The organism is Pseudarthrobacter sp. fls2-241-R2A-127 (assembly GCF_030209355.1).
GTDB lineage: Bacteria > Actinomycetota > Actinomycetes > Actinomycetales > Micrococcaceae > Arthrobacter.
Genome location: NZ_JARVSF010000013.1, coordinates 202,346 through 224,660, shown reverse-complemented (window position 1 = coordinate 224,660; position 22,315 = coordinate 202,346). Strand labels below are relative to the sequence as shown.

At 66.5% G+C, this 22,315-nt stretch carries 34 protein-coding genes and 1 tRNA gene; 6 read left to right on the top strand and 29 right to left on the bottom strand.

Translation table 11 applies throughout. The features are described from left to right. Nucleotides 1–119: 119 nt before the first annotated feature. Nucleotides 120–944: a CPBP family intramembrane glutamic endopeptidase gene (locus QRN53_RS11360; RefSeq protein WP_142133557.1), complete on the bottom strand. Its 825-nt coding sequence runs from the start codon at nucleotides 942–944 to the stop codon at nucleotides 120–122. Nucleotides 945–963: 19 nt separating this feature from the next. After that, entirely contained in the window at nucleotides 964–2,889 is a 1,926-nt protein-coding gene (locus tag QRN53_RS11355) for a DHH family phosphoesterase (RefSeq protein WP_056387572.1), read from the bottom strand. Nucleotides 2,890–3,096: 207 nt separating this feature from the next. Here QRN53_RS11355 and QRN53_RS11350 point away from each other — a divergent pair, with 207 nt between their 5' ends. Further along, nucleotides 3,097–3,432, top strand: coding sequence for a histone-like nucleoid-structuring protein Lsr2 (locus tag QRN53_RS11350; protein ID WP_056387574.1), 336 nt, complete (start codon nucleotides 3,097–3,099; stop codon nucleotides 3,430–3,432). A gap of 124 nt (nucleotides 3,433–3,556) precedes the next feature. On the opposite strand, the gene QRN53_RS11345 is transcribed toward QRN53_RS11350, so the two are convergent. Next, nucleotides 3,557–4,045 carry an SLOG family protein gene (locus QRN53_RS11345; RefSeq protein WP_056387577.1) on the bottom strand — a complete coding sequence of 163 codons (489 nt, stop codon included), beginning with the start codon at nucleotides 4,043–4,045 and terminating at the stop codon, nucleotides 3,557–3,559. 168 nt (nucleotides 4,046–4,213) lie between these two features. Next, entirely contained in the window at nucleotides 4,214–4,546 is a 333-nt protein-coding gene (locus QRN53_RS11340) for a hypothetical protein (protein WP_056387581.1), read from the bottom strand. A gap of 2,137 nt (nucleotides 4,547–6,683) precedes the next feature. Between QRN53_RS11340 and QRN53_RS11335 the strand changes: the two genes are divergently transcribed. The 3 genes from QRN53_RS11335 (at nucleotide 6,684) to QRN53_RS11325 (ending at nucleotide 8,937) form a co-directional block, all read left to right on the top strand. Next, a complete protein-coding gene (locus QRN53_RS11335) occupies nucleotides 6,684–7,151 on the top strand; it encodes a hypothetical protein (protein ID WP_056387585.1) in 468 nt (155 codons plus the stop codon). Nucleotides 7,152–7,203: 52 nt separating this feature from the next. Beyond that, nucleotides 7,204–8,517 carry an acetate and sugar kinases/Hsc70/actin family protein gene (locus tag QRN53_RS11330; RefSeq protein ID WP_056387588.1) on the top strand — a complete coding sequence of 438 codons (1,314 nt, stop codon included), beginning with the start codon at nucleotides 7,204–7,206 and terminating at the stop codon, nucleotides 8,515–8,517. A gap of 189 nt (nucleotides 8,518–8,706) precedes the next feature. After that, entirely contained in the window at nucleotides 8,707–8,937 is a 231-nt protein-coding gene (locus tag QRN53_RS11325; protein WP_056387591.1) for a hypothetical protein, read from the top strand. A gap of 104 nt (nucleotides 8,938–9,041) precedes the next feature. On the opposite strand, the gene QRN53_RS11320 is transcribed toward QRN53_RS11325, so the two are convergent. The 5 genes from QRN53_RS11320 to QRN53_RS11300 all read right to left on the bottom strand — a co-directional run bounded on the left by QRN53_RS11320 (nucleotide 9,042) and on the right by QRN53_RS11300 (nucleotide 11,236). After that, complete coding sequence (locus tag QRN53_RS11320; protein WP_142133556.1) at nucleotides 9,042–9,758, bottom strand: HD domain-containing protein; 717 nt, start codon at nucleotides 9,756–9,758, stop codon at nucleotides 9,042–9,044. A 155-nt stretch (nucleotides 9,759–9,913) separates the two neighbouring features. Next, entirely contained in the window at nucleotides 9,914–10,177 is a 264-nt protein-coding gene (locus QRN53_RS11315) for a hypothetical protein (RefSeq protein ID WP_056387596.1), read from the bottom strand. 36 nt (nucleotides 10,178–10,213) lie between these two features. Next, complete coding sequence (locus QRN53_RS11310; RefSeq protein WP_021473549.1) at nucleotides 10,214–10,594, bottom strand: hypothetical protein; 381 nt, start codon at nucleotides 10,592–10,594, stop codon at nucleotides 10,214–10,216. Between the two features lie 5 nt (nucleotides 10,595–10,599). Continuing rightward, entirely contained in the window at nucleotides 10,600–10,929 is a 330-nt protein-coding gene (locus tag QRN53_RS11305) for a hypothetical protein (RefSeq protein ID WP_056387598.1), read from the bottom strand. A gap of 67 nt (nucleotides 10,930–10,996) precedes the next feature. Beyond that, a complete protein-coding gene (locus QRN53_RS11300; protein ID WP_056387601.1) occupies nucleotides 10,997–11,236 on the bottom strand; it encodes a hypothetical protein in 240 nt (79 codons plus the stop codon). A 251-nt stretch (nucleotides 11,237–11,487) separates the two neighbouring features. On the opposite strand from QRN53_RS11300, the gene QRN53_RS11295 reads away from it, so the two are divergent. After that, nucleotides 11,488–11,709, top strand: coding sequence for a hypothetical protein (locus QRN53_RS11295; protein WP_056387604.1), 222 nt, complete (start codon nucleotides 11,488–11,490; stop codon nucleotides 11,707–11,709). A 61-nt stretch (nucleotides 11,710–11,770) separates the two neighbouring features. Here QRN53_RS11295 and QRN53_RS11290 read toward each other — a convergent pair whose 3' ends face one another. The 17 genes from QRN53_RS11290 to QRN53_RS11210 form a co-directional block, all read right to left on the bottom strand. After that, nucleotides 11,771–12,364, bottom strand: a complete 594-nt coding sequence (locus tag QRN53_RS11290; protein WP_056387607.1) for a hypothetical protein — start codon at nucleotides 12,362–12,364, stop codon at nucleotides 11,771–11,773. Between the two features lie 141 nt (nucleotides 12,365–12,505). Further along, complete coding sequence (locus QRN53_RS11285) at nucleotides 12,506–12,844, bottom strand: hypothetical protein (RefSeq protein ID WP_056387609.1); 339 nt, start codon at nucleotides 12,842–12,844, stop codon at nucleotides 12,506–12,508. Between the two features lie 37 nt (nucleotides 12,845–12,881). Next, nucleotides 12,882–13,529, bottom strand: coding sequence for a thermonuclease family protein (locus QRN53_RS11280; protein WP_142133553.1), 648 nt, complete (start codon nucleotides 13,527–13,529; stop codon nucleotides 12,882–12,884). A gap of 166 nt (nucleotides 13,530–13,695) precedes the next feature. Continuing rightward, the gene (locus QRN53_RS11275) at nucleotides 13,696–13,998 is read right to left on the bottom strand and encodes a hypothetical protein (RefSeq protein WP_056387614.1); all 303 of its coding nucleotides are present in this window, start codon (nucleotides 13,996–13,998) and stop codon (nucleotides 13,696–13,698) included. Nucleotides 13,999–14,015: 17 nt separating this feature from the next. Beyond that, the gene (locus QRN53_RS11270) at nucleotides 14,016–14,324 is read right to left on the bottom strand and encodes a hypothetical protein (RefSeq protein ID WP_056387617.1); all 309 of its coding nucleotides are present in this window, start codon (nucleotides 14,322–14,324) and stop codon (nucleotides 14,016–14,018) included. A 62-nt stretch (nucleotides 14,325–14,386) separates the two neighbouring features. After that, nucleotides 14,387–14,532 (bottom strand) — tRNA-OTHER (locus QRN53_RS11265). A gap of 66 nt (nucleotides 14,533–14,598) precedes the next feature. Next, nucleotides 14,599–15,012: a hypothetical protein gene (locus tag QRN53_RS11260; protein ID WP_056387620.1), complete on the bottom strand. Its 414-nt coding sequence runs from the start codon at nucleotides 15,010–15,012 to the stop codon at nucleotides 14,599–14,601. Nucleotides 15,013–15,039: 27 nt separating this feature from the next. After that, complete coding sequence (locus QRN53_RS11255) at nucleotides 15,040–15,177, bottom strand: hypothetical protein (RefSeq protein WP_156400144.1); 138 nt, start codon at nucleotides 15,175–15,177, stop codon at nucleotides 15,040–15,042. A gap of 218 nt (nucleotides 15,178–15,395) precedes the next feature. Further along, on the bottom strand, nucleotides 15,396–15,626 hold the full coding sequence (locus tag QRN53_RS11250; protein WP_056387625.1) for a hypothetical protein: 231 nt from the start codon (nucleotides 15,624–15,626) through the stop codon (nucleotides 15,396–15,398). After that, the gene (locus QRN53_RS11245) at nucleotides 15,623–15,883 is read right to left on the bottom strand and encodes a hypothetical protein (protein WP_056387628.1); all 261 of its coding nucleotides are present in this window, start codon (nucleotides 15,881–15,883) and stop codon (nucleotides 15,623–15,625) included. Before QRN53_RS11245 ends, QRN53_RS11250 begins: the two co-directional genes overlap by 4 nt. Nucleotides 15,884–16,058: 175 nt before the next feature. Next, nucleotides 16,059–16,550, bottom strand: a complete 492-nt coding sequence (locus tag QRN53_RS11240) for a single-stranded DNA-binding protein (RefSeq protein WP_056387630.1) — start codon at nucleotides 16,548–16,550, stop codon at nucleotides 16,059–16,061. A gap of 232 nt (nucleotides 16,551–16,782) precedes the next feature. Further along, a complete protein-coding gene (locus QRN53_RS11235; protein WP_056387633.1) occupies nucleotides 16,783–17,046 on the bottom strand; it encodes a hypothetical protein in 264 nt (87 codons plus the stop codon). 19 nt (nucleotides 17,047–17,065) lie between these two features. Next, entirely contained in the window at nucleotides 17,066–17,305 is a 240-nt protein-coding gene (locus QRN53_RS11230) for a hypothetical protein (protein WP_056387635.1), read from the bottom strand. Further along, nucleotides 17,305–17,652, bottom strand: a complete 348-nt coding sequence (locus tag QRN53_RS11225; RefSeq protein WP_142133551.1) for a hypothetical protein — start codon at nucleotides 17,650–17,652, stop codon at nucleotides 17,305–17,307. The genes QRN53_RS11230 and QRN53_RS11225 overlap by 1 nt, the downstream gene beginning before the upstream one ends. A 175-nt stretch (nucleotides 17,653–17,827) precedes the next feature. Next, complete coding sequence (locus QRN53_RS11220; RefSeq protein ID WP_056387639.1) at nucleotides 17,828–18,118, bottom strand: hypothetical protein; 291 nt, start codon at nucleotides 18,116–18,118, stop codon at nucleotides 17,828–17,830. 86 nt (nucleotides 18,119–18,204) lie between these two features. Then, a complete protein-coding gene (locus QRN53_RS11215) occupies nucleotides 18,205–18,516 on the bottom strand; it encodes a hypothetical protein (RefSeq protein WP_056387641.1) in 312 nt (103 codons plus the stop codon). A gap of 73 nt (nucleotides 18,517–18,589) precedes the next feature. Next, a complete protein-coding gene (locus tag QRN53_RS11210) occupies nucleotides 18,590–19,240 on the bottom strand; it encodes a homing endonuclease associated repeat-containing protein (RefSeq protein WP_142133550.1) in 651 nt (216 codons plus the stop codon). Between the two features lie 324 nt (nucleotides 19,241–19,564). On the opposite strand from QRN53_RS11210, the gene QRN53_RS11205 reads away from it, so the two are divergent. Next, nucleotides 19,565–20,407, top strand: a complete 843-nt coding sequence (locus QRN53_RS11205) for a hypothetical protein (protein ID WP_202986597.1) — start codon at nucleotides 19,565–19,567, stop codon at nucleotides 20,405–20,407. 186 nt (nucleotides 20,408–20,593) lie between these two features. Here QRN53_RS11205 and QRN53_RS11200 read toward each other — a convergent pair whose 3' ends face one another. The 3 genes from QRN53_RS11200 to QRN53_RS11190 all read right to left on the bottom strand — a co-directional run bounded on the left by QRN53_RS11200 (nucleotide 20,594) and on the right by QRN53_RS11190 (nucleotide 22,212). Further along, nucleotides 20,594–21,031, bottom strand: a complete 438-nt coding sequence (locus QRN53_RS11200; RefSeq protein WP_056388145.1) for a hypothetical protein — start codon at nucleotides 21,029–21,031, stop codon at nucleotides 20,594–20,596. Between the two features lie 106 nt (nucleotides 21,032–21,137). Next, a complete protein-coding gene (locus QRN53_RS11195) occupies nucleotides 21,138–21,329 on the bottom strand; it encodes a hypothetical protein (protein WP_162256812.1) in 192 nt (63 codons plus the stop codon). Between the two features lie 727 nt (nucleotides 21,330–22,056). Continuing rightward, nucleotides 22,057–22,212 (bottom strand): hypothetical protein, encoded by a 156-nt coding sequence (locus QRN53_RS11190; protein ID WP_284975261.1) that lies wholly within the window; start codon nucleotides 22,210–22,212, stop codon nucleotides 22,057–22,059. Between the last annotated feature and the right edge of the window lie 103 nt (nucleotides 22,213–22,315).

Below are 22,315 nucleotides of genomic sequence, written 5' to 3'. Positions count from 1 at the left end.
CCCCGGTGACCGGATCACCCCGGTCACCCAAGAGCAGGCCCTCCGGAGCGACCGTCGGCCCACGGCCGAAAGGTCGCCCGGAGGGCACCAGCGTCAGTCCTGCACATTGAGCCCGGCCGCTATGCGGCCTGTGGCTCGCTTTCCCTGCCTTCTTCCCCGCCGGCTTCCCTGTCGTCTTGTGCAGGCCCGGGCGCGGGTGCCGCCATGCGGTACACCGCCAGGGCGCACGCGAGGAACGCCGCGGTCATCAGCAGCGCTGAGACGGGGTTCGCCAATGCGCCCAGCAGCTGGGCGGGGACAAGGACGGCCGCGAGGTTGAAGGCCAGGTGGAGCAGCACGCACGGCCACAGGACGCGGGCGCGTTCGTAGACCAGCGCCAGCAGCACCGCCAGGGGCAGCGTGGCAGCAAACTGGACGACGTTGGCGTGCAGCAGGCTGAAGCCCGCGGCGGTGACGAGCACCGCCGCGACGATGCCGACCCTGCGCCGCAGCAGCGGGTAGAGCAGGCCGCGGAAAAGCATCTCCTCGGCCACCGGCGCTGCCACCAGTGCTAGCAGGAGGGCCACGACGGGACCGGCGTCTGTCCTGGCTCGGGTCGATTCATCGAATCCCGCCGAGCCGCCCAGGGTATAGAGCCACAGGGCCAGGGACTGGCCGGCGAAGAACGCCAGAGCCAGGCACCCAAGCACCGTTCGGGTAAAGCGCGGTGTTCCGGACATCGGTCGGACCGTTGGCGCGTTGGCGAACCACCGGGGCCGGAAGAGCCTGGCAGCGCCGACGAGCAGCGCCACCAGGCCTCCGAGCACCGCCGTACCCAGGACGGGCTCGCCGACCACGGAAACTACGGCAAGGCCAAGTCCCAGGTAGGCGGCGAGCACGCCGAGGGGCACGAGGACACACCACGCGATGGAGACGAGCCGGGACTTGATGGGTGGAGCGGGCATCCCCGCCTCCTTTCCGTGGTCAGACAGACGCGGGGATCTGCTCTTCGATGACGGCCTGGACGCGGGTCTCGCCGCGGAAGGTGTTCAGCTGCAGCTTCGCGATGAAACGCAGCGTTCCGACCTCGGTGCGGCTGGCCGACCGGGTCAGAGCCGAAATCTCCGGCTCCTTCTCCTCGGCGACGTTCCACCACAGGCAGGACAGCCCGGACCTGGTGACCAGCCGCAGATGCTTCTTGCACAGGCGGCACACGCGGTAGCCGCGGGCGTTGGTCATCAGGTTGGCGTCGGTGCGCTCATGGCCGCAGTCAGTATCGGAACCGATCCGGTCCACCCGCAGCCCAAGGGGCTCGACAGCGATTTCGACCACCGGCTCGACGAAGCCGTGGCCGAAGGGCCGCAGCGCTTCCACACGCCGGACGAAGCCGACCAGAGGCTCCAGGTCGTCCAGGCCAGCATCGCAGTCCCGGTCCGGGCCCAGGACCAGGTCGGCCCGGCGCTCATCCTGGACGACAGCCAGCAGGGCAACCTGCGTGGCCTCCCGCAATGCTTCGACCAGACCGTCGAGCAGTTCCGCCCGGTCGACCTTGACGCCGCAGGCCTGCTGGTGGCCGATGGCACGCATGCCGTCCTGGTGCTCGAGCGTGTCGATGATGCCGAACCACGACGGTGCCCGGCCGGAGCCTCCGACGTAGTCATCCGGCCCGACGGGACGGTTGAGCACGACGACCGGGTGGCCGTGGCGCTCCATCAGCCGGTTGGCGAGCAGACCGTACATGCCCGGGTAGGCCTCGGAGAAGTAGACCCAGGGGGCCAGCGGCTGATCACCCTCCTCGAGCTCCTGGGTGTGGACCTCGACAAGCTCCTTGCGGCTCTCGTTGGTCGCGATGACCTGGTGTGCCGCCTCGAGCATCAAGTCCTGGTCAGGCGCGGTGAACACACCGAAGCACGGTGCGAGCGGGTCGCCCGTGCGGCGCGGGGAGTTCATCGCCGGCGCGAGGTAGAACCCGTAGAAGCCCTCGTCGATACTGTCGATGTCGCGGACCTTGCCTGCCTGGCCGAAGGCCTTCAGCAGGACCGCGAAGCCCTCGAAGGCCCGGACGAAGGCCGGGTGGTGCGGGTCGACGCGCAGCAGCTGCATCAGCGTCGACTGCCCGACGTCGATCGCCTCGGGGTCCGGGTCGAAGCCCCAGGGGGTCGGGACGGTGCGCGGCGCGGGCGCGTACAGCAGCCGTGCGATGGACAGCGAGTCGCGCACCAGCTGCCGGTTCTCGTACAGCACTGGCATGACGTCGGAGACGGTGCCCAGGCCGGCGAACAGGCGCAGCAGGCGGATCTCCCAGAGCTTCTCCGGCCGGTGGACGCGGGCATAGGCCTCCAACACCTGGTAGAGCACGTGTGCGCCGCAGATGCCGGTGTTGGCGTAGGTCTCGTCCATCCGACAGGGGTCGACGGTGACGTCGGCGCTCGAACCGGGTTCGAGCTCCTCGTGGTGGTCGGTGACCAGGGTCTTCCATCCCAGAGCCCGGGCGGCGGCGATCCCGCGGTGGGAGTTCACTCCCCCGTCGCAGGTCAGCAGGACCTTGGTGTCCGGCCACGTCGCGGCGATCTCTGCGATGTCCTCGGCCGTGAGGTCGTGGCCGCGGCGGTAGTCGGGCACGTGCAGCTCGACGTCGAAGCCGAGCTCTGACAGTCCGGCGTAGCCGAGCACACCGGAGGAGATCCCGTCCATGTCGAAGTCAGGGGCGATGGTGACCTTGTGGCCGGCGGCGCGGGCGTCTTCCAGGGCCTCGACCATCTCGGCCAGGCCCAGGAGCTCGTCGTGTTCAGCTGATTCGATCTCGCGGAAGTACTCGTCGGTCCAGCCGCGGCGCTGGCACATCAGGGCGAACAGGTCGACGCCGTCGTCCGTCAGTGGATGGTCGTCGACGGTCTGGAGAATGGTCATGGTGGGGGGCCTCTCGATCGTGTCGAATGGTCGGTTTACAGGGGTGGGGAAAGGCACCCGCTGGCAGTGTGATTTTAGCAGTGCTGCGGGTTTATTATGCTGGTATAGCAGCGTTTTCGGCCTATGATGAAGGCATTCGAAAGATCTGTCGTTCTGGCGTGCCCAAAGACTTCTCTAAGGTGGTTCGGATCGTCTACCATTCAAGACATGGCTATTCGAAATATTGTGGAGTCGGACATCAGTGGCAAGCCGGATGCTGCCACAGTCACCTTCGGACTGGGCGACACCTGGTTCGAGATAGACCTGACCGACGAAGAGCGCAAAGAGCTTGAGAAGAATCTCAAGGAATACATCAGTAAGGGTCGAAAGGCCACTAAGAAGGGCGAGAAGAAGCGACTCGTGCCCGAGACGACGCCCGAGGAACGTGAGGAGATCCGTAAGTGGGCGCGCGAGAACGGTCATGAAGTGCCCGAGTTTGGTCGCATTCCGAAAGCTGTCATGAAGGCCCACGATGAGGCACACGGCATCGAGCGGACTCTCTAGCCCCACCCTTTCCGCAGTCTTTCGGGCCATACCGGAGAGATTTCCGGCCACCTATTCGAATCAAGGATCAACAGCCCTGCAGCACCAGCTGCAGGGCTGTTGTCATCTCCGGGGTGTGCACTTGTCAGAACGGAGGCAGGCGCGGGTGGATGATGTCTTCGACCTCGATGCTTGCAGCCAGGGCGCGGGAGCGGGCGTGCACGGTGCCATGTGAGAAGTGCCCTGGCGTTCCGGGCATCAGCTGCTGCTGGCCGGTGCGTTGGTCGCACTTGCTGCAAAGGTCCAGGAAGGCGGCGACACGGACCTCCGCTCCCCCGGCGCGCATGGCGACGAGGGCATCGACCATCCGTTGGTTCCGGGTGAAGCCCGCCGCCTTGGGCTCAGCGCTCCAGTCGGCCGGGAACTCAATTACTTCGAAGCCGGCAGCCCGCCACAGCCGCTCGGCCATGGCGTCAGCACCCTTGGGACAGTGCCCTGAGAGGAGCACGGGTCGGGCGACCGCAGACGGTCCCCAGGCTCTCCAGGCCTCGTTCAAAGCCGCCTTCATGGCCTCCGCGGCGTCCCAGGTCCGGGAACCGGTCACGAGCAGGGCATGGCTGAATCCACTGGTCATCGTGATGCCTCCCGGCTGGTCATCTTGGTCATCGGCATAGATCCCGCCGAGGCCGCCGCGGTGGCAGTCCGGATTGTGATACTCGTCTGTCGCTGCATCATTCGCGTCCTCTTTCGCCGCAATGTTTTCCGGAATGATTCCCGGTGTTCCTTCTCAGTCGGCAGGTCACTACGCGGCAGCTGCCGACGCCTGGGCACTGTTGACCCTGGCACCGCCGCGTTCGTAATGGATTGCCACCCGGACCTTCCGGTCCTCGCTGAGCGGTGCGACGTGAAGGGTGTATCCACCGTCCTTGTCGCGCTCGAGGTAGGCGACGCAGACCGTGCCGCTCTCTTCATCGTCGAAGTCGACCTTGCCAAAGCTCTCCGCCGGAGTCGCCTCAGTGACTCGCTCTCCGTAGGGGATCCACGGCTTGGCCTCGCACCTTGCTCCGGTGTCGTAGGGCGAGAGCTGCGGCTGTGGCCGGCGTGCGGACCTGGATGCCTTCCGGGCGTGTGTCATGACGATGCCTCTTCTGTTTCTCGGGATGCAGGTGTCGGGCATCGAGTGCAGGTCCCGCCAGGGGTCCGCGGAGACTCGATGTACGGTCCAGCTCCCGTGCCAGCTCCGCTGGCCTGACGGCCTACTGGTGAACCGTGTCGGGAACTGCTCCGACTGGGCCGCGCAGCGGGCCGGCCGACGGGCCGTCCTCCTCGGACAAACCTGGTGCGCAGCGCCAGGTGATCCACCGCCTGGCTGCACCCTTTGCCGCGTCGTCCACCTGTGGACAAATGCGGCGGGGCAGGCGGGGTGTCCTCCACTCAAGCGCAGCGCTGGGCATAGCCGGAGGGAGCGCAGCGACTGACGGACCGGCGAGCGAAGCGAGCGGTGGAACCTGTCGGCTATGCCGACCAACAGCGTCTCGAAGCGCAGCGAGAGACCGGAGCGAAGCGGAGGGTCCGCAGGACCGCTGTTGCCAGGTTCCCTTATGCCCTTTTCCTCTCTTGCCGCCATTTCGCCATTCCACGGCTGGAGCGTTAGCGGAAGCCTGGAATATCAGGGGAAACGCCCCGTACACCCTTGACCCGTACACCCCCTCTCCATCCGCGCAGCGGGTGTACGGGTCATGTCGTTTCCGCTGGATTTACGGGCTTTTGGTTGTACAGCCCTTTTGCCGTCCGCTGCAACGCCGTACGGATGCATCTTCCGCACCACCGCGAGGCACGAGCGGGTACCCGTACGGGTCCTCACATGTAGCGTCAGCGACGTCGGGCGCAGCCCGGTCCGCACCCCCTGGTGGATCCTGCTGCCGCAGGCGCATCAGGCCCGGCGCGCAGCGTTCCACCACTCCTCGCGACCTGTCGCGTCAGGCTGTGGAAAACTCTGCTGTCACAGCACTGCACTGATCTGTCGGTGCGCTCGTCGCACCGGTGTGCGGGCGCTCACTCCGGCTCTGTTTCGCGGTCGCGCCAGCACCTGTCGCACCGCGTCCGAGGCGGGCCCACACCGCTTCCTTGCCGGGGTCCGTTCCGGGCCGGCCGACTGCCCCTCCTGGTGGCAGCTGCACCCCCGGATGAGCGACAGCGAGTCCTCGACGGCCACCGCCCGGCCTGCCCCTCGTGGACGCATCAGAAGAGGAGCTTTCCCGGGAAGCATGAAGCCTCCCTGGATCCAACGGCAGCCCCCGCTTCCACAGCGTCACCGAGCCGTCCGGGTCTCCCACCAGGTGCAGCTTCCTGAAGAGGCTCACGGGTTCTTACCTTCTAGACCCCCACCGCCCGTGAGCCTCTTCAGGAAGCGGAGTTTTTGCCCTTTCGCTCCATGCGGGGCCCTACTACCCAGTTCGCCTTTTCCCTCCGCTCTCCTTGCGGCCCCCCCGGGCGGGTCGGTGACGCCACAGGCGCAACCACAGCTGCTCCACCCTGCTCCGATAGCTCCTCCGCTCGCTCCAGGACTGCCTCGAGGTGTCGCAGGCGGGTGTTCCAGGTACCGGTCCGGGCCCGCATCGCTGGACCCCTTCTGGTCCCGGAGTGGACAGATCATTGCACCGGCATGGACAGACAGGGACACAGACCAGACCTACACAAGCCCCGAGAGAGTCCAGAAAGGCCATTCAGACACCATTAAGTGCCGGATGGCGCTCCTCGGGGCCGCTTCGGGCGCACTGCTGGTCTCATGATGGTCTCTCACAGGTCTGCTCTGGTCCGGCTCGCGACGGTGGACTGTTGCTGGTCTCTTCGAGGGCGCTTCTGTGCTTTGTGTGGGACCACCGAGCGCCCTCCAATGTGCCGTGGCCTGATCGAGGTCTTCTGCTGGTCCGCAGCGGACCGCGTGCCGGTCCCGGGTGAGCCCTTGATGAGTCCTGTGTCTTCTGGTTCCCCGGCTGACCCGTGGCCTTCTGCGGGTCCTGCCGGCGGCTCCCACGGGTCCCGCCGCGGCCATGGTCGCTCACGGTGACGCAGGCCTGATCTGCTGGTGGCCTTTTGCTGGTCTTGGCGTGGTCCTTGCAGAGACCATTGAAAGACCAGTAGAATGATGACTGATAAATGAGTCGAAAGGTCCCCGACTGGCAGTAGCGCCTCGGGGACCGCGCATGAGAGGGGGCCGCGATGACCGAGGACAGTGTCCATCAGCACGAGGGCGCAAGGGGGTGCTCGCAATGACCGATAAGGCCGAGCCGCGCCGTCTGCGCTGGAGCGTCCCGCGGGCCGACGAGTCGACGAACCGGTGGCTCGACGAGCAGTACGACATCTCGCGCTCGCTCCAGCTGTTGATCCGCGAGTCCATCCAGCGCGACGGCTACATCGACGTGGTCAACCGTCCCGTCGAGCAGCTTCCCCGGCGCGGCCGCCCGCCGCAGGGCGAGCAGGACCCTGGGCGCAGCGAGGCCCTTGACGGAGAGGAACGCGGCGATGACCGCCGTGACGGGAGTGAAAGCCAGCACGAGAGTCGCGAAGGCCGTGACGAGGCTGCCGTGCCTGTTGCTGTTTCTTCAGAGCCCGTGCAGCGCGTCGAGGCAGCCCAGGCTGTTCAGCCGCCGCCCACGCCTCCTGTCCGCGAGCCCCACCCTGTTCCCGCCGAGGAGCCTTCTGTCCCTTCGGGGCTGGACGCCTTCCTCACCCGCTGATCCGCACCGCACTTCCTGAGACACCGACTTCCTGACCGAGAGGGACACAACCATGAGCAACACCCGCACCGCCGAGAAGACCATCCAGCTCACCGGCGGCATCGACGTCGGCAACGGATACGTCAAGGGCGTCATCCGCGGCGAGGTCCACGGCAAGGAGGTCTTTGACACGATCGACCTTCCTTCTGCCGTGGTGAGCACCTCGCGCTCCACGCCCAAGGTGCCCGAGGCTGACTCGGATGCCTTCAAGATCGTGGTGGAGGACGACTTCTACAACCGCGTCGCCGCCTCGTTCACCACTCCCCTGATCGGGCACTCGGACCTGCGCACCTTCGGCCGCGCGGCACTGAGCACCCCTGGGTCGAAGTTCACGCAGTTCGAGGTCGTCGGATCCCGCTCGAAGGCCGACCAGGAACTGAGCTCGGTGCTCGTCCTGGGCGTCTTCGCCGCCAAGGCCCTGCGCGACTATGTCCGCGAGCACGGCGCGCTGCCGGACCGCGAGCTGCGCGCCACGGTGCGCGCAGGCCTGGCTCTGCCGATTGCCGAGTACGTGCAGCGCCGCAGCGCCTACGCTGCCCAGTTCGTGGGACTCCTGGGCGCGGCCGACCCCACGGTGCACCTGGTGACCGTGAAGAACTTCTCCACGCCGGTCACCGTGCGCCTGCAGTTCGAGGATGTGCAGGTCCTGCCCGAGGGCGCGTCCGCGCAGTTCGCGATCACCGACAAGGGCGCGCCGCTGGCGCAGGCTCTGCTGGACGATCTTCGGGCCTCGGACCCCGAGGAGGCCGCGCGCCTGCAGGGTGTCACCGCCGAGCTGCTGGTCGGTGTGCGCAACACCGTCGGCGTCGACGTCGGCGAGGGCACCGTGAACTTCCCCGTCTTCACCGACGGCGCGTTCAACTCCGAAGCGGCCAGCACGCTGGACCAGGGCTACGGCACCGCGCTGACGAACGCGCTGGACCGGATGAGCACCAGCGGAGACAAGGACCTGAGGTTCAAGAACCGCAAGGCGCTGGCCGACTTCCTGCAGCAGGAGCCCAGCGTATTCCTCCAGGGCAGGTTTGACCGCGCCAAGGGCTACGTCGACGAGGAGGCCGAGTACCTGGCCGAGGAGATCGGCGCACGCTTCGAGGACGTCCTCGCCGAGGTCGGCGGCACCACCGAGGTGGTGTACGTCTACGGCGGCGGTTCGGGCCCGATCAAGGAGATCCTGCGCCCTGTCCTGCAGAAGGCCGCCGGCGGCATCCCGGTGCTCTACCTCGACGCCGCGTACTCGCGCCACTTGAACCGCGAGGGCCTGTACCTGGCGGCGAAGGCCGTCGAGGTCCAGAAGCCCGAGGGCAAGCGCAGCAAGGCCGCGGCGTGACGATCATGCATTCGTGGCCCGGTCCTGAGAGGCTTGCGGTCGGCATCGAGATGATGCGTGCAGGCTGCCGATCGCGTACTGCTTCCTGTGGTACCGCTCACAGTGCTGAGCGGTACCACAGGAAGCCCCGAAAGAGACCACTGATCGACCAACAACAGACCACAGCCCACCCCAGGAGGGATCAATACCATGACCGACCACGACGAGACCCACGACGGACCCAAGAAGGACCAGCGTCAGACCTATGAGAAGCCCTCGGGCATCGTCGCACGGCTCCAGCAGCTGCACGAGGACCGACCTGTAGTCTTCGCCGTGCTCGTGATGGTGGTCTCCGGGCTGGTGTTCCTGCTCGGCGGAGTCCTCACCGGAGCTGTGGACCTCATCGGCATCTCTTTGCTGCCGATGGACAACATGCCGTAGCGCCCGGCAGGCACAGCGCGGGCGAAAAAGAGACCTCCCCGGCGGCAGCTGATGCTGCGCCAGGGAGGTCTTTGCGGTGCTGGTGATCCAGGTCAACAGGATGGTCAATCGATGCCATGCTCGGCCGACAGGGCTGCGAGATCGTGGCTGAGATCTTCCATCGCGGCGATGGCGGCCATGGTGCACTGCTGGGTCGCAGGGCAGCAGAGCGAACGGCGCAGACCTGCTCCGACGATCTCGACGGCCGGCATGTACTTGAAGAGCATGCGGTACATGCGCGAATCCTGGCCGTGGCCGAGCTGGTGCCGGATCGAACCGGCGTTGTCCTTCAGGTCGCTGGCCTTGATGAGCAGCGCCCGGGAACCGGAGTTGGCAAGCCGCGTGAGGTGCTCCTCATAGGAGGTGCTCCCGCCAGGAGTGGTCACCGCCCCAACGAGCACCGAGACGCGCCGGCCGTACAGCCGCGCCAGACAGCCCAGGGGATCCTCACCCGGCTGGCCGAAAGCAGCAAGCAGCTCTTTGCTGCAGTCCTCGACGACATCATGCAGCAGTGCTGCGGCAATCAGTTCAGCGTCGGTGACGCCCCAGCGCAGGAGGCGCAACGCCACGCGCAGCGGATGCTCGATGTACGGCACGCGAGGCATGTCTCCCCTGATGAAGCGGGTCTGCTTCCGGTGCAGGAACGAGGCCGTCGCAGCTGCGCGGGTCACGAGCTCCGTGTTCGTGGGCATGAGGTGTTGGATCTCCCGCTCGAGTTCGAACACGAGCATCGCAGGGTCCATTTGCTTGAGCGGGACACGCGTCGTGGTCAGGGTGGTCATGGCTCTTCCTTTGTTCGGGATGGTTCTCTTGCTGTTGCAAAACACCAGGCGCTGCCCCGCAGCGCGTGGACCCGCCTCAGAGACAGAGCGAGAGCCCCGGCCCCGCGCCGGAGCGCAGGAGCCGGGGCTCTGGTGGGATCAGGCAGGGCGACTGGTCATTGGTGCTGGCTGGGCTGGGTGTCGTTGTGACGGCGTAGCCGGGCAGCCCAGGTCTTCAGGCCCGGAAGTCCAGCAGCCCAGACAGCACCGGACAGGACCACGAGCACCACGCTCGCCGTCCAGTGGCCGGTCCAGGCGCTGGCTGCGATCGCGGGCAGCAGGGCGAGGACGTTCAGCACGATCCCCGTGACGAGGAGCGCCCTGCCGACACTCCGGAGGATCCGCTCGCGGCGGCCGGTGGTCTGCATCGTGTCAGGCATGGTGGTTCACGCTCCTTCGTCGTGGGATGTGTTCTCTCAGAGCTCGATCCGCTTGCCGCGGGCGAGCTCGGCAGCGGGGATGCTCAGCCGGTAACCGCCGACCGGGTAGCTGGGGTGGTCGCTGGCGACGACCGCGCAGTTCCACCAACCAGCGTGGCGCTTGCGAGGACGGGGTTCTTCCTCGCCCTCGGTGCGGGCCTCGCCGCGGTATTCGATGGGCACCACGACGACGCGGTGGCCTGAGCCCCGCTCGGTGGCGTGCCAGGGCAGCTCGATGAGCAGGTCCTGGGGCCACTGCTCGATGGTGACCGGCAGCTTGGACAGTTCGTGGTTGGCCGAGCCCTCGGGCGACTGCGCGAGGCGCTGGGCCTCCTGCTCGGCGGTCTCGACGAATCCGATCTTCTCGAGGAAGGACATGGTGATCAGTGCTCCTGGTTCATGGGTTGGGAAGTCGACGGGTCAGCCTCAACGCTGGACTCGCCGCGGACGAGATCAGCCAGCGCCTGGGCGTAGGCGTCTTTGGCCCGTTCGATTGCAGCCTGCTCGTAGAGTGAGTGGATCTTCTCGCCGGCGGCGATGCGGTCCTCGACCTCGTCCATTGCTATGACGGCGGCGGCGAGCTGGACCCGGGCCTGAGCCTCGGCACGCCGCAGCTCCGGGTAGAAGGCCTTGCTCGTGGCGAGCCGGTGGACGGCGGTAACGCGTTGGGCTTCAGCGTCGAGGTCGGGCTCGGAAGTGGTGGCAATGGACACGGTGATCCCCTCCTGTTTGATGAAGTCGTTTGTTCGATGCCGGACCTGGATCAGCTGCGCTGGTTCCTCAGCCCTCTGCCAGACGGCGGGCGGCCGCCTGGAAATCCGCGAAGGTGGTCTCGGCGCGTTCTGCCCGTGTGCCGTCCGCCGTGAACGCCGTGCCGCACCATCCCGTGACGTAGCGCTGGCACAGCTCGCGGTCGGCCTGGCGGGCCTGCTCGTCGTAGACGGGCGCGCTGACGACCAGCACATCAGAGCCGAAGTCGAATGGCAGCGCGTCCTGCATGGGTGCGGCGATGGTGCTCATGGCGGTTCTCCTCGGAATCCTGTGGGGCACGGCGCTGCACTGCAGGCCGTCCTTCGTCGATGACTCCTCCGTGACAGCTCCGCTGTCACCACCACTGGCTGCACCTGAGAATCGAAGATGAAGAAGAACAACAAGAAGGTTCCAACCCCGCGCCGGCAAAACGCGGATGATCCGCAGCATCGGCACAACCCCTCCACGCACCCTGGGATAGGCTTTCGGCGGAGTTCAAAATTCAACAAAGGGAGAGATTCGTGGCGGGAAGCGCGGTCTATGGCAAGGGCTACCACGCAGGCAAGCAGGATGCCCGTACAGAGGACCTGATCGCCGCGGGGGTCTTGGCGGCTGCAGGTCTGGTCATTGCAGGTGGCGTCAAGGTTTACCGGAAAGTCAAAGAGGCCCACGCAACCCGGCTGGAACAGCGGCTGAAGGACATCGACGACGGAGGTAACTCCGAAGATTCCGGCCAGCAGTAAACCACGGACACAAAAAAGAGACCCCACCGCCGGAGCACGCGCTCTGACGGTGGGGTCTTCTTCAGGCGAACGTCCTGTCCGCAGCGAAGTGCTCGTGCACGGCCTCGCGGGCGGCGGGGTATTCGTCGTAGGGATCCGGGTAAGCAGCATCGAACCGGGCAGCGGTGGTGATGCCCTGGAATCGGAGCAATTCCAGGAGATCCGGCAGGTCCTGTGCACGGCCGGAGAACTCCGCGGTGTCCGCGGCGATGATCTTGGCGCGGGTCAGCGTGGGGACACTGGCCAGCTGAAGCCTGATGCACTCGTACGCTGTGTCGTCGTCGATCCAGCGCGCCTGGTATATCGAGGCCACGAGCTCAGCGTCGTCACCGTCCATCACGTTGTCGTTGTTGATCCAGTCGCGCTCCAGGTTCATTTCGTCGGCCACCTCATGGATTGCCGCCATGACCTCTGGCGCGAAATCGCCGGTGACGCTGTCGATGTCGACGGTGAATGCCCGGTCCGCAGCACGGATGCCGTACTTCATGAGCGCGAAGCCGCCGATCGCACGGATCTGCACCGGGGCGTTCAGCCCCAGGCGCTTCAGCTTTCCGTTGAGCACCTCGAGCGCCCGCTCCAGCTGGGCCAGGCTGCACTTGTGGTCGTCGTGGCTCATCGTGCTGCTCCTTCTGGTCAGGAAGGAGCGGGTGTCTCCTTCGAGTCCAGATCCGGATCGGCTGTGCCGATCTGACGAGCCGCCAGGAAAGAGACGAGCCCGGCACCAGGGGCTCTCCCCCGTGCCGGGCTCTGTTCAGGCTCAGTGCATGCGTTCGATGCGCGTGGATCCGGACCCGTCCTGCAGGCCGGTGGCGCAGTCGTACCAGAAGCCGTTGGGCAGGCGGACCAGCGTGTGCGCCTCACGTCCTGGCCAGTTGCCGGCAGCTGCGATCGCGGGTACCGCCCGGCGGTCCATCACGCAGCTCACCCCCAGCTCCTCCACGACCTGCGGGTCGCGGACGTACTTCGCGGTGGAGCCATTGCGGGGATCGCACGGGACCTGCTTCATCCAGGCGGGGTGGTCGAGGACCCTCTTGACGAGGACCTTGTCGCCGACCTGGAGTTCGTCCAGCTCAGAGGGTGCTGTAGGGATGGGCATGTGGTTCTCCTGGTTCGTAGTCTGTAAGTGCAGCAGCTCAGCCGCGGCCGATGGAGGAGCACTGTGAGTGCGCACCGGCATGCAGTGCCACGGCGTTGTCAGCCGCCGTGCGGTACTCGGGGATCCGCTGGGGCTCCGGCTCGCCCTTGGGGAACCAGGGCATGGCGTAGCCGTCGGTGACCTGCTGTCGCGCGGCATCGTTGTGGGCCGGTGTGATGACGTAGGCGAGAGAACGGCCATAACGGTCAGTTCTGTCTGCCCCGGGGTCGTACTCGATGGTCACTGGCATGCCCTGCGGCAGGATGCCGCCAAGATGATCAGTGGCGGCCCTAGCGCCGCACTCGGGCTCGGCATCCTTGTGATAGTTCATTTCGGGCGCGTCGATGCCCAGGAGCCTGACTGTGTGCTCGGGGATCCCGATATGCTTGTCGGTCGCCTCGAGCAGGCCGGCCACCGGCAGCACGGCGACGGTGTCGCCGTCGATGACACGGATGACTTTGGTCTCCACGCTCGCCGGTTTGCCAGAGGACACCTGTCCCGGGTCCTGGGCTGCCGCAGTGCTGGTGGACGGCGTACCCGGGACGCCGGGGGCCTTCGGCAGGTCCTCGCAGCCGGTCAGCGTGACGATACAGAGCACGGCGGCGATGAGGCCGCCGAAGACAGATCCGGAGGGGGTGCGCTTCATGGTGGGGTTTCCTTGCTGGAGTGGTCGTCGGGCGCTCTGGCCGGGGTGGCAGGCGTGCTTCTCCACGGGCACGCCCGAGCCAGCTGTGCTGGCTGTTCCGGAAAGAGAAAGACAGGACCCCCGGCCCTGAGCGATGCGCTCGGTGCCAGGGGTCCAGTGAGAGAGATCAGTTGCCTGCCGCGACGGATCCGGAGTCGATGGGTTCGACGATGAAGACGCCGTCGGGCTCGCCCGTGAGCTCAGCAGCGAGCCGGCTCAGTGACTGGGCGTGGTCGAGCCTGTTACCGGCCCAGACACGCCGGCCAGCGTCGAAGTGCTCTGCGGCTTTCCTGGTCTCCTGTTCGGCACCGAGCGAGGCGATGTGTGCGAGCTTGCGGCGCACGTCCGGGCTGAGCTCGCGGATCAATGCGCTGCGTCCCTTGTGCGTCATGCCGAGCAGCATGCCGTTGCTGATGGGTCCGGTGTACATGGCGGTTTCCTTGCTGGTCAGGGTTGTTCCGGTCCGCGGGCGACGAGCACGAGGCGCGAGCCGCGGACGAGGTGGGCCTCACCGCCGACGGTGAGGATGTGGACAGTGCTGCCCACCGAGGGCCGCACCTGCTGGACGACGGCTGTGCCGCCATCCAGATCAGGGTTCAGGTCGCGCAGCGCGACCCGGTCGCCCCGGCGCAGCATCCGGGCGCTCTTGCCGCCGAGGATGCGGTGGCGCTCGGTCGAGCGCAACAGAGCCTCCTGGACCGCAGGACCGCCGTCTTTGACGATGTCGAGGAAGGCGGGGGTGATGGTGTCGGTCATGGCATTGCCCTCCTGGCTGGTGCAGCTGATGGATCGCGCGGGCCTGTACGACCCTGGGTCTGTGGCGCTCACGGGGATCGAACCCGTGACCTCTCGTGCGTCGCCCTGCAACGGGCCTGTAGCCTGGGTCTGCCTGACCAGGGATTGATGCGGAATCGAACCGCGGGCAGTCAGAACGCCGAGTGCTCTGCCGCTGAGCTAGAGCGCCGTGGGCCGGTTCCGGGAAGGAGCCGGCGAGGGGTTGTGAGGAAAGGGACGAGGAGCCGTTCGCCACTCACTTCCAGGTCGGTGCCCGCAGGGAGTCCGGAGCCGTGCAGCCGTCGCACGGCCTGGCCGCTGGCGCGAGGTGGTGCTCGACGAGATGGGACAGGAACCGGACTCCGACCTCGACGTCCGTCGTGAACGACTCGTCATCGGCCGTGCCGACGATCTGCGCGGAGGCGACCGTCGAGTCGATGTCCAGGTCGATGACCAGCTGCAGGGCGAGGCCCGGCGCGGGGCCGATCAGCTCGACGAGCACCTGGTAGTCCGGCTCGCACGAGTGCGAGACCCAGCCGACGTGGCGCTCGAGCTCGTCGGCGTCGTCGGCGGCGTTCAGCTCCTGGAAGACCGCTGCGACGGCGGACAGGAAGCCGGTGAGGGTGTGGTCGTGGTTGCGGTGATGACGGTGCTGCACGGAGGTCGACATGGCCCCTCCTCGGTCGATGGGTGGTGATCAGCGGATCTCGGAGTAGCCGCACTCCGGGCAGGTGTGGGTGCAGGCGCAACCGCGCCGGCCGGCCCGTTCGCGGGCCGTGGCGGGGGCGTCGGACTCCATCGGCACGCCATCGTTGGGGCAGCTGAGACCAGACATGGCGGACCTCCAGTGAAGTGTGGCAGGACGGGGACGTTGTCCTTCGTCGTCAGATCCGGATCGGCTGTGCCGATCCCCTCCACACAGGCCACGAACGAAACCTGAACGAAAAGACAGCGCCCCGCCACGCCGCTGCTGCCGGGAGGGCAGGGCAGGGCGCGCGGGGCGCTGGTGGGGCCGGAGCCACGGAGGGATCGAACCGCTCTGCACGGAAGCTCTCAGCGCCGGATCCCGACGGCGGCCTTGCACCGCTTGGTGAGGACCAGGAACTGGAAGAAGGCGACGGCAGCCGACTCACCGAGGAAGTAGTGCACTTCTTCGATCGTCATCCCACTGGGGTCGAAGTCGACGATCCGGGGATACGTCTCGGCGAGGATCCGCGCCGCCGCGGGAAGCCCGGCAGCCGGCTGGACCTCGGCGGCGGGCTCGAGCTGCTGGACCAGGCTCATTCGTCCTCCAGGTCCATCCGCCCGGTGACGGTGCGGAAGCGCTCCACGGGGCGGGTGCCGCCGTGATCGGCGACGAAGACCTGGCTGGCGTGAAGGCGCAGCTTCTGGATGACGGCGGTGACGACGTCGTCGACCATGGCCTCGACATCCGGTCCGGGGTGGTCGGTGATCACCGAGCCGACGACGGCGGTGAGCCCTGCGTGCAGGGCCTGGTCGTGATCGGTGGCCTCGACGGTCGCGTCGGCGACGATCTGCATGGCGGAACTCCTTCTCTTGGCTGATGACGTTGGGGGCAGGGCAGGACGGCGGCCAGCGAAAGCAGATCCCCGTCCGAGCAGCGCGAGGCTCCTCGGACGGGGACTGTCGGCGTGCGTGAGCCGCCTATTCGGTTGTTATTCAGTTGTGGGTTGTGCTGGGTGCGGGGCGCGCTTCTCAGGAGAAGGGCAGCTCCTCGCTGTGGACGGCGCTGGCGACGGCCGGCTGCGGTGCGGCAGCGGCTGCGACGGGAGCCGGAGCCGGCTGGGTCTGCAGGGCCTGGTTCTGCGCCTCGGCGGCAGCGACGCGCTCGTTCACGCGGGCCTGGGTCACCGAGCGGGGCTCGAGGAACGTGATGTCCTCGACGACTGCCTTGAGCTCGAAGACCTCGACACCGTTCTTGGTGTAGCGGTCCTGGCGCAGCTTGAGGTTCACGGCCACGAGGTCACCCTTGTGGATGCTCGCGAACGGGCCGATGCCGTTGGTGGTCGCGCGCACGAAGGCCTCGACCGGCACAGCGTCAGCGCCGCGGTTGCCATGGCTGTCGGTGTAGTTGTGGTCGGCCATCAGGGTGAACGCGACCTTCTTGGAGCCGTCCTGGTTGTTGAAGACGACCGGGTCCTTGGTCAGGCGGCCTATGACGGTGGCGGAGTTGCGGGGGTTCGACATGAGTATTTCTCCTCGTTGTGCACGAAACGCGCGGGCAGTGTCCCTGCTCCGCGCGCGATGGTGAGTTGAAGTGTTCGGTTGTCTCTCAGACCCCCATCCGGATCAGCTGTGCTGATCAGACGATGATCTTTCGAATGAAGACTCGGATCAGCTGTGCTGATCGAGCGCTCCTCAGTGCTCCTTCCGGATCAACTGCGTTGATCCCAGATGCCCTTGCATCACGGGTCCCGCATCAGCTGCGCTGATCGAACCCGGTACGCCCGGCCCAAGGCCAGCCCGGTGCTGCCCCCAGATCCCAGAGTTCAGCCTCGATCTGATCGGCCGCGGCCACGTCTCCGCTCTCGCAGGCCCGCCGGTAGTCCTCCTCCAGGTACGCGATCTGCCCGTCCCGGTTCGGGAACCGTCTCCGGAACAGCAACCAGCCCAGCCACGCGAGGCAGATCATGAAGGCAAGAGTGGCGATGAGGACTCCGGTGCTCTCGATGATGTTGTCCATGGCGTTTCTCCTGTCTGCTTCAGATCCGCAGCCGCCGGCGGACCAGGTCCACGAGCGTCGGGTCGGGTGCATGCCCCTGGGCCTGCTGCAGCTGCAGCCAGGCGAGGACGTTCTGCGTGTCCTGGGCCTCGAGCTGGCGGCGCTCGACCTCCAGCTGTTCCTCGCCGAGGGCGAGCATCCGTCCCTGGAGCTGCTCGATCTTCTCGAGGTGGCCGGTGCTCAGCTTCAGGACGCTCAGCGCATGGGTGTCCGCGGCCATCAGAGCGTGACCTCGACCTCGTGGGCGGTGGAGGCGAACGGACCGACGGTCACGGAGCGCATGATGCGCACGAGCCCCGCCTCCTGCAGGCGCTCGGCCAGGCCAGCGTGTTCCGACCAGTCCTTGATGAACACTCGCCCCGGGCCGGCTACGAGGCCATATGCCTCGAGGTTCACCGAGATGCGCTCGGGGGCCTCGTCGGTCAGGAGTACGAGGCTGCGCTGGGCGTCGGCGTGCTGCAGGGTGCCCGTGAGCTCGATGACGCCGAAGTCGACGGCGACGCTGTGCTTGATGACGGGCGGTGCGATGGTCTGGTCCATGGTTCTTCTCGCTTTCGATGCCTGCACAGGCAGGTGAATGGTTGTTGACCCCGGGCCGCCGTGGCTTCGTTGCCGGGCTGCGGCAGGAACGGTGTGTCCGGCGCTTCTCGCGACGGCCCGGGGCTGTTCGTGGTGCGGCAGTGGGCCGCATGAAGTCTTGACCCAGCCCCGCAGGAGGCCAGGGGGGCCGGAAGGGGTCTCTTTAGATTCCCCGGCGGGCCCAGTCGTAGACCTCGGCGGGACCGCGACGGGACCTCGCGGAGCCCTGGTGGCCCTGCCCCTGGATGAGACGAAGGGTCGGGCGGGCGGTGGGTACAGGAATGGGAACGAGCGAGCTGTCTGCCTCCTCGGCCTGCGGCTGCTGTGCTGCCGCCTTGTCTGTATGTCTGCGCCGGAGCGCAGCCTCGGCCTCGGCGTAGAGCCAGATGAGCCCGAGCACAAAGACGGCGAGCAGCACGATGAGGGCCCAGCTCTGTAGTGGTGTCATGGGCATGAGCGGGACGCTCCTTCGCTGGTCGGTGGTTCAGTCGATGAGTCCCCCGGCGCAGCTGCGCTGCGTCGCTGCATCCCTGCCCCGGGTCAGGAGGCCCGGCGGGCAACGGTGTGCCCACAGGCGAGGTACGCGATGTCGTAGAGCGGGGCCGGGCCCCAGGCGGCCTTCCAGGCCGCGGGCAGCGGCAGCGGCTCCGTCGTACGCAGGACGACGTCCTGCGGCATGCCAGGGATGCCGCCCTCGACATCGGGCACCGGATCGTCCCCGGGGGTGCAGCCGCCGCACCACTCCTGTTCGGGCAGGAGCGCAGCGGCGGCCTGCAGTTGGATCTGCTGTGCGATGGCGTCCGACGGCCGTGCGTCGTCGATGACGTCATGGAGGGGGCGGGCGATCGTCATGATGGAGTCCTTCGGTCTGTGTGCGGTCAGTGGGATGAGCGGGATGGCAGCCACCCGCGTCAGGGCCGCCGGCTCATCCCACGGCGAGCTGCGTGGCCCGCGACCAGCTGCCCATCCGGAACCGGATGGTGGCCGCCGGCGGGACATGGGTCCGGCAAATGCCGTCGGTGCCGCCGGTGCGCCAGGCCTCGTAGGCGAGCACGGCGATGGAGCCGGTCTTGATCCAGCACTCGCGCAGGGCGTCGAGGATCATCTCCTCGGTCCACTTCGTGGTCGCGCCCTGGAAGTGCAGCGGCTGCTCGGTGGTGTTCAGGCCCGCTCTCTCCAGGGCTGCATTCCAGGAGCCGAACCGGCGCTCCAGCAGCGGCGCGGATGGTTCGTCGTCGTGTCTGCGGCGGATGTAGTCGTTGCGCGGGAGGCTGTCCTGATCCGCGGCGCAGCGCAGGAGCGCGTCGACCATCTGCTGTTCGGTGTAGGTCTGGACAGGCCCTTGGAAGGCTCGGGCCGGCTCTGCGGGGTCGAACGCCGTGCAGGCGTAGCCGTTTCCGGCCAGCGCGTGGGAAATTGTGTGCTCCGAGATCCAGTGATCGTCCGTGTGTGGATCGGGGTTCTCGCACTGCACGCCGCCGCTCTCGTGGTGCTGGCACGGCAGGTGCTCCTGCACCTGCGGGTCTGCGATCTGGCAGCGCGGCATCAGGTCCGTCGGCACAGTCGTCCGGGTCATTGGCAGTCCCTCTCTCGCTCGGCGTCGTCCGGGCGCAGCAAGCCGTCCCGACCCGGCCCACCCAGGGACCGGGTGACGCGCTCGGGACGCGTCGAGCACCCGTCCGGATCAACTCCGTTGATCCCTCCCAGCCCAGCTGCCCCCTGGCGATACCAGGCATCGCCAGGGCCTGGCGCAGACCTTCTGTCAGCCGTCTTTTGTGTCGCTCTTCGCGCATCAACCGATAGACCATTCGATTGACCTATCGGATAAGATGTACTGGAAGACCAGTCGGATGCGGACTCTGTGCCATCCGGCGCAGACATCGACCCGACAGGAGAGGCCATGGCGATGAAGACCCCGATGACGAGGAAGGCGGCATTGTCCGCCGCCGCACTGGCGGTGCTGGGCAGCCTGCTCGCCGGATGCTCCGCCGGTTCAGAGACGGCGCAGCCATCGCCGAGCCCGAGCACCAGCGCGGCGAAGGTGACCAGCGAGAACCTCGGCAAGGCGCTGGACCGGCTCGTGTTCCAGGGCACCGGGGCCAAGAGCGCCGACGGCGGCGCGTGCCTGGTCCGCGCCGTAGAGGACAAGAAGCTCTCGGACGCCGCGCAGGCTTACATCGTGGGCAAGGGCAGCGACGACATCGCCGCGGTGGCAAATGGCCTGCGCGAGGTCAGCGCGATGGACGCCGCGATCATGCTCTCCCCCGAGCTGCGCGACAAGTTCGACGCTTGCGTCGACGCGGTGATCCCGCCGACCCCGGCCCCGTTTGCCACGACCAGCAAGGACGGCAAGGACGGCAAGGATCAGGTCTACGTGCCGCCGAAGCAGGGACAGGAGCTCCCCCAGGCCCGGCAGCCGGATCTTACGCCGAAGTTCCCGGTGCCGCAGGGCGCGAGCATCAACTCCTCCTCACAGCTGACCGCGGGGCTCGTTTCGACGTTCTCCTCCTATGCGCTGAACGAGGATCAGAAGAAGACCTACGCAGCCTCGGGCGCTTGCCTGGCGGGCGTCGTCTTCCAGGCAGGGTTCTCGCAGGAGACGCTGCGCTTCCTCGCCGGCGGCGCACCAATAGGGACCGGATCGATCTCGGACTTCCTGCCGAAGGACGAGGACAAGAAGATCTGGAAGTCGAAGGACTTCACCTCGGCACTCGTGGACTGCACGGCCAGCGCAAAGGTCTGAGGCTCATCCATCGCGGGTTTTCGTCCTGCCGTTGATTGGCTTCTACCGATCAAAAAGAAGAACCGGTGCATACTCGCACCGGTTCTTCTTTTCCTGTTCACAAGGCTGCCGAAGTCATAGCAAGCCCCAGATGGCAGCATTCCAGAGCGGAGTCCGCGTCACAGCACTTCGATGGCGACGTCGGCACTAGAGCCGTTTTGGCTGCGCATTGCCGAGGTGCGCGCGCACCACGGCAATGTCCCTCGTCGGGTCGCGCCGGATCCGCTTCGACTTGACGATGAACGCGGACTTCTCGATCACAACGAGCTTCAATCCATGTTCGGGGATAAGAAGGCGCTTGCGTTCGTCGTAGAGGCGACGTTGCTCGCCGCGACCGACACCAGAGACGGTCTGCCGCCGATCGAAGAACGGCGACGGCTTCGAATGCTGCTCCTCCTGGAACTCGACGACGAGCTTGAGATCGGACCAAAAGCCGTCCACGGGTAGCTTGGTGCCGAGGGGTCGCAAAGGGGACGGGTCGCCGCGGAGCCAATCGAACGTCGCTTGGCGACAGCTGCTCATGCCGAGGACGCCATCGCACAGGTCAAGCACGTAGTGCTCATCGGACGCAGTGCGGTCGACCATGCCGTGATTCTTGCAGAGTTCAGCCGAGAGGCCCATGCTTCATAGGTTCAAGAACGACGTTTGGTCCGCTCTGAGAGCTTAGGATCTCGGAACCAGGCTGATTCGGTCAGTGCCGGCGGCGGCCTGATACGGCCCGGTGCCAGTAAGCCGCTTCTGCACTTGTCAGAATCTCGTAGATCTCCTCGACCACGAACTTGCCCAAATAAGGGCGTTCCTCGGCGCTCAAAGTTCCCAGAGACACCAGTGCAGCCGCCAACAGCACATCGTCTTCAATCGAAGGCTCAACCCATTCCCGCACACCATCGTCGGTAAGGTCCTCCCAGACATATGGTGAGGTTGCTATGGCCTCCCTAACCGCGGCGAGTCGCACCCTTACGTCTCCGCTGCGGGACCGCGCGTAGAGACGGATCTGATATTCATCCGAGGCCGGGGGCACAAGGGGTGCCCCGCCGGCTAACGGATGATGAGCAGCAATGACCTGGTAGCGGGCCCGGGCAGGGTGTCGGTCATGGAGGTCCTGGCGTATTTCCCTGATGCGGTGCCCGGGGCGCAATGTTGCAATTCCAGGGATGCGGTTGTCCCGCCTATTCGCGTTGTGTGGTGCCATGACCTGTCCCGACAAGCGGCCAATAGGTGTCCCCCTCCCTCATGATAGGCCCGGTTCGGACGGAGGTTGAAGGGCACCGGATCGAGGCGGCTGGGCATACCGGAACGAGCTTGATCGTCCCTGCGGTTTTCCACATACGCCAGGACTCCCCTACCGGCAGTCGGCAACCGATGCTGCACTGGAGGCATGCTCAGCTACGAAGACATCATTCTGCTCGGCGAGGAACGGGTCTTGGTCATCCAGGAACACAAAGAGGGCCGTTGCTGGTGTGGCCAGACCTGGCAATGACCAACCTTGACGGGCGCTGTCTTGGTTGTATGGCTGGTGCTTCCTGATGCCGGACTGCTTGCTTCAGGCCGGACCAGGACCTTGCTGGGAATTCAGCAGGGTATCCGGGCGGAGGAGCATACTGAAACGGTTACACCTCACGGTCCGGAACGCGAATGATGATCATCCGGGATCCTTCCGGGATTTTGGCCTTCGCAGCAGCCAGGGTGGTGCCATAGTCGGGGCCCGTCGCGCTGACGCGCATCATTTCGCCCTGGGCATCTTCAATGGTCAATTCAACCTCCATAGCTCTGAGCATAGAGCCCTGCCCGGCCGTCCTCTGTCCGTTGGAGAAGAGAAAGTTGTCAAGTAACAGCATGCGCAGTGAGTAGCCTGCCTAAGACCGGAGC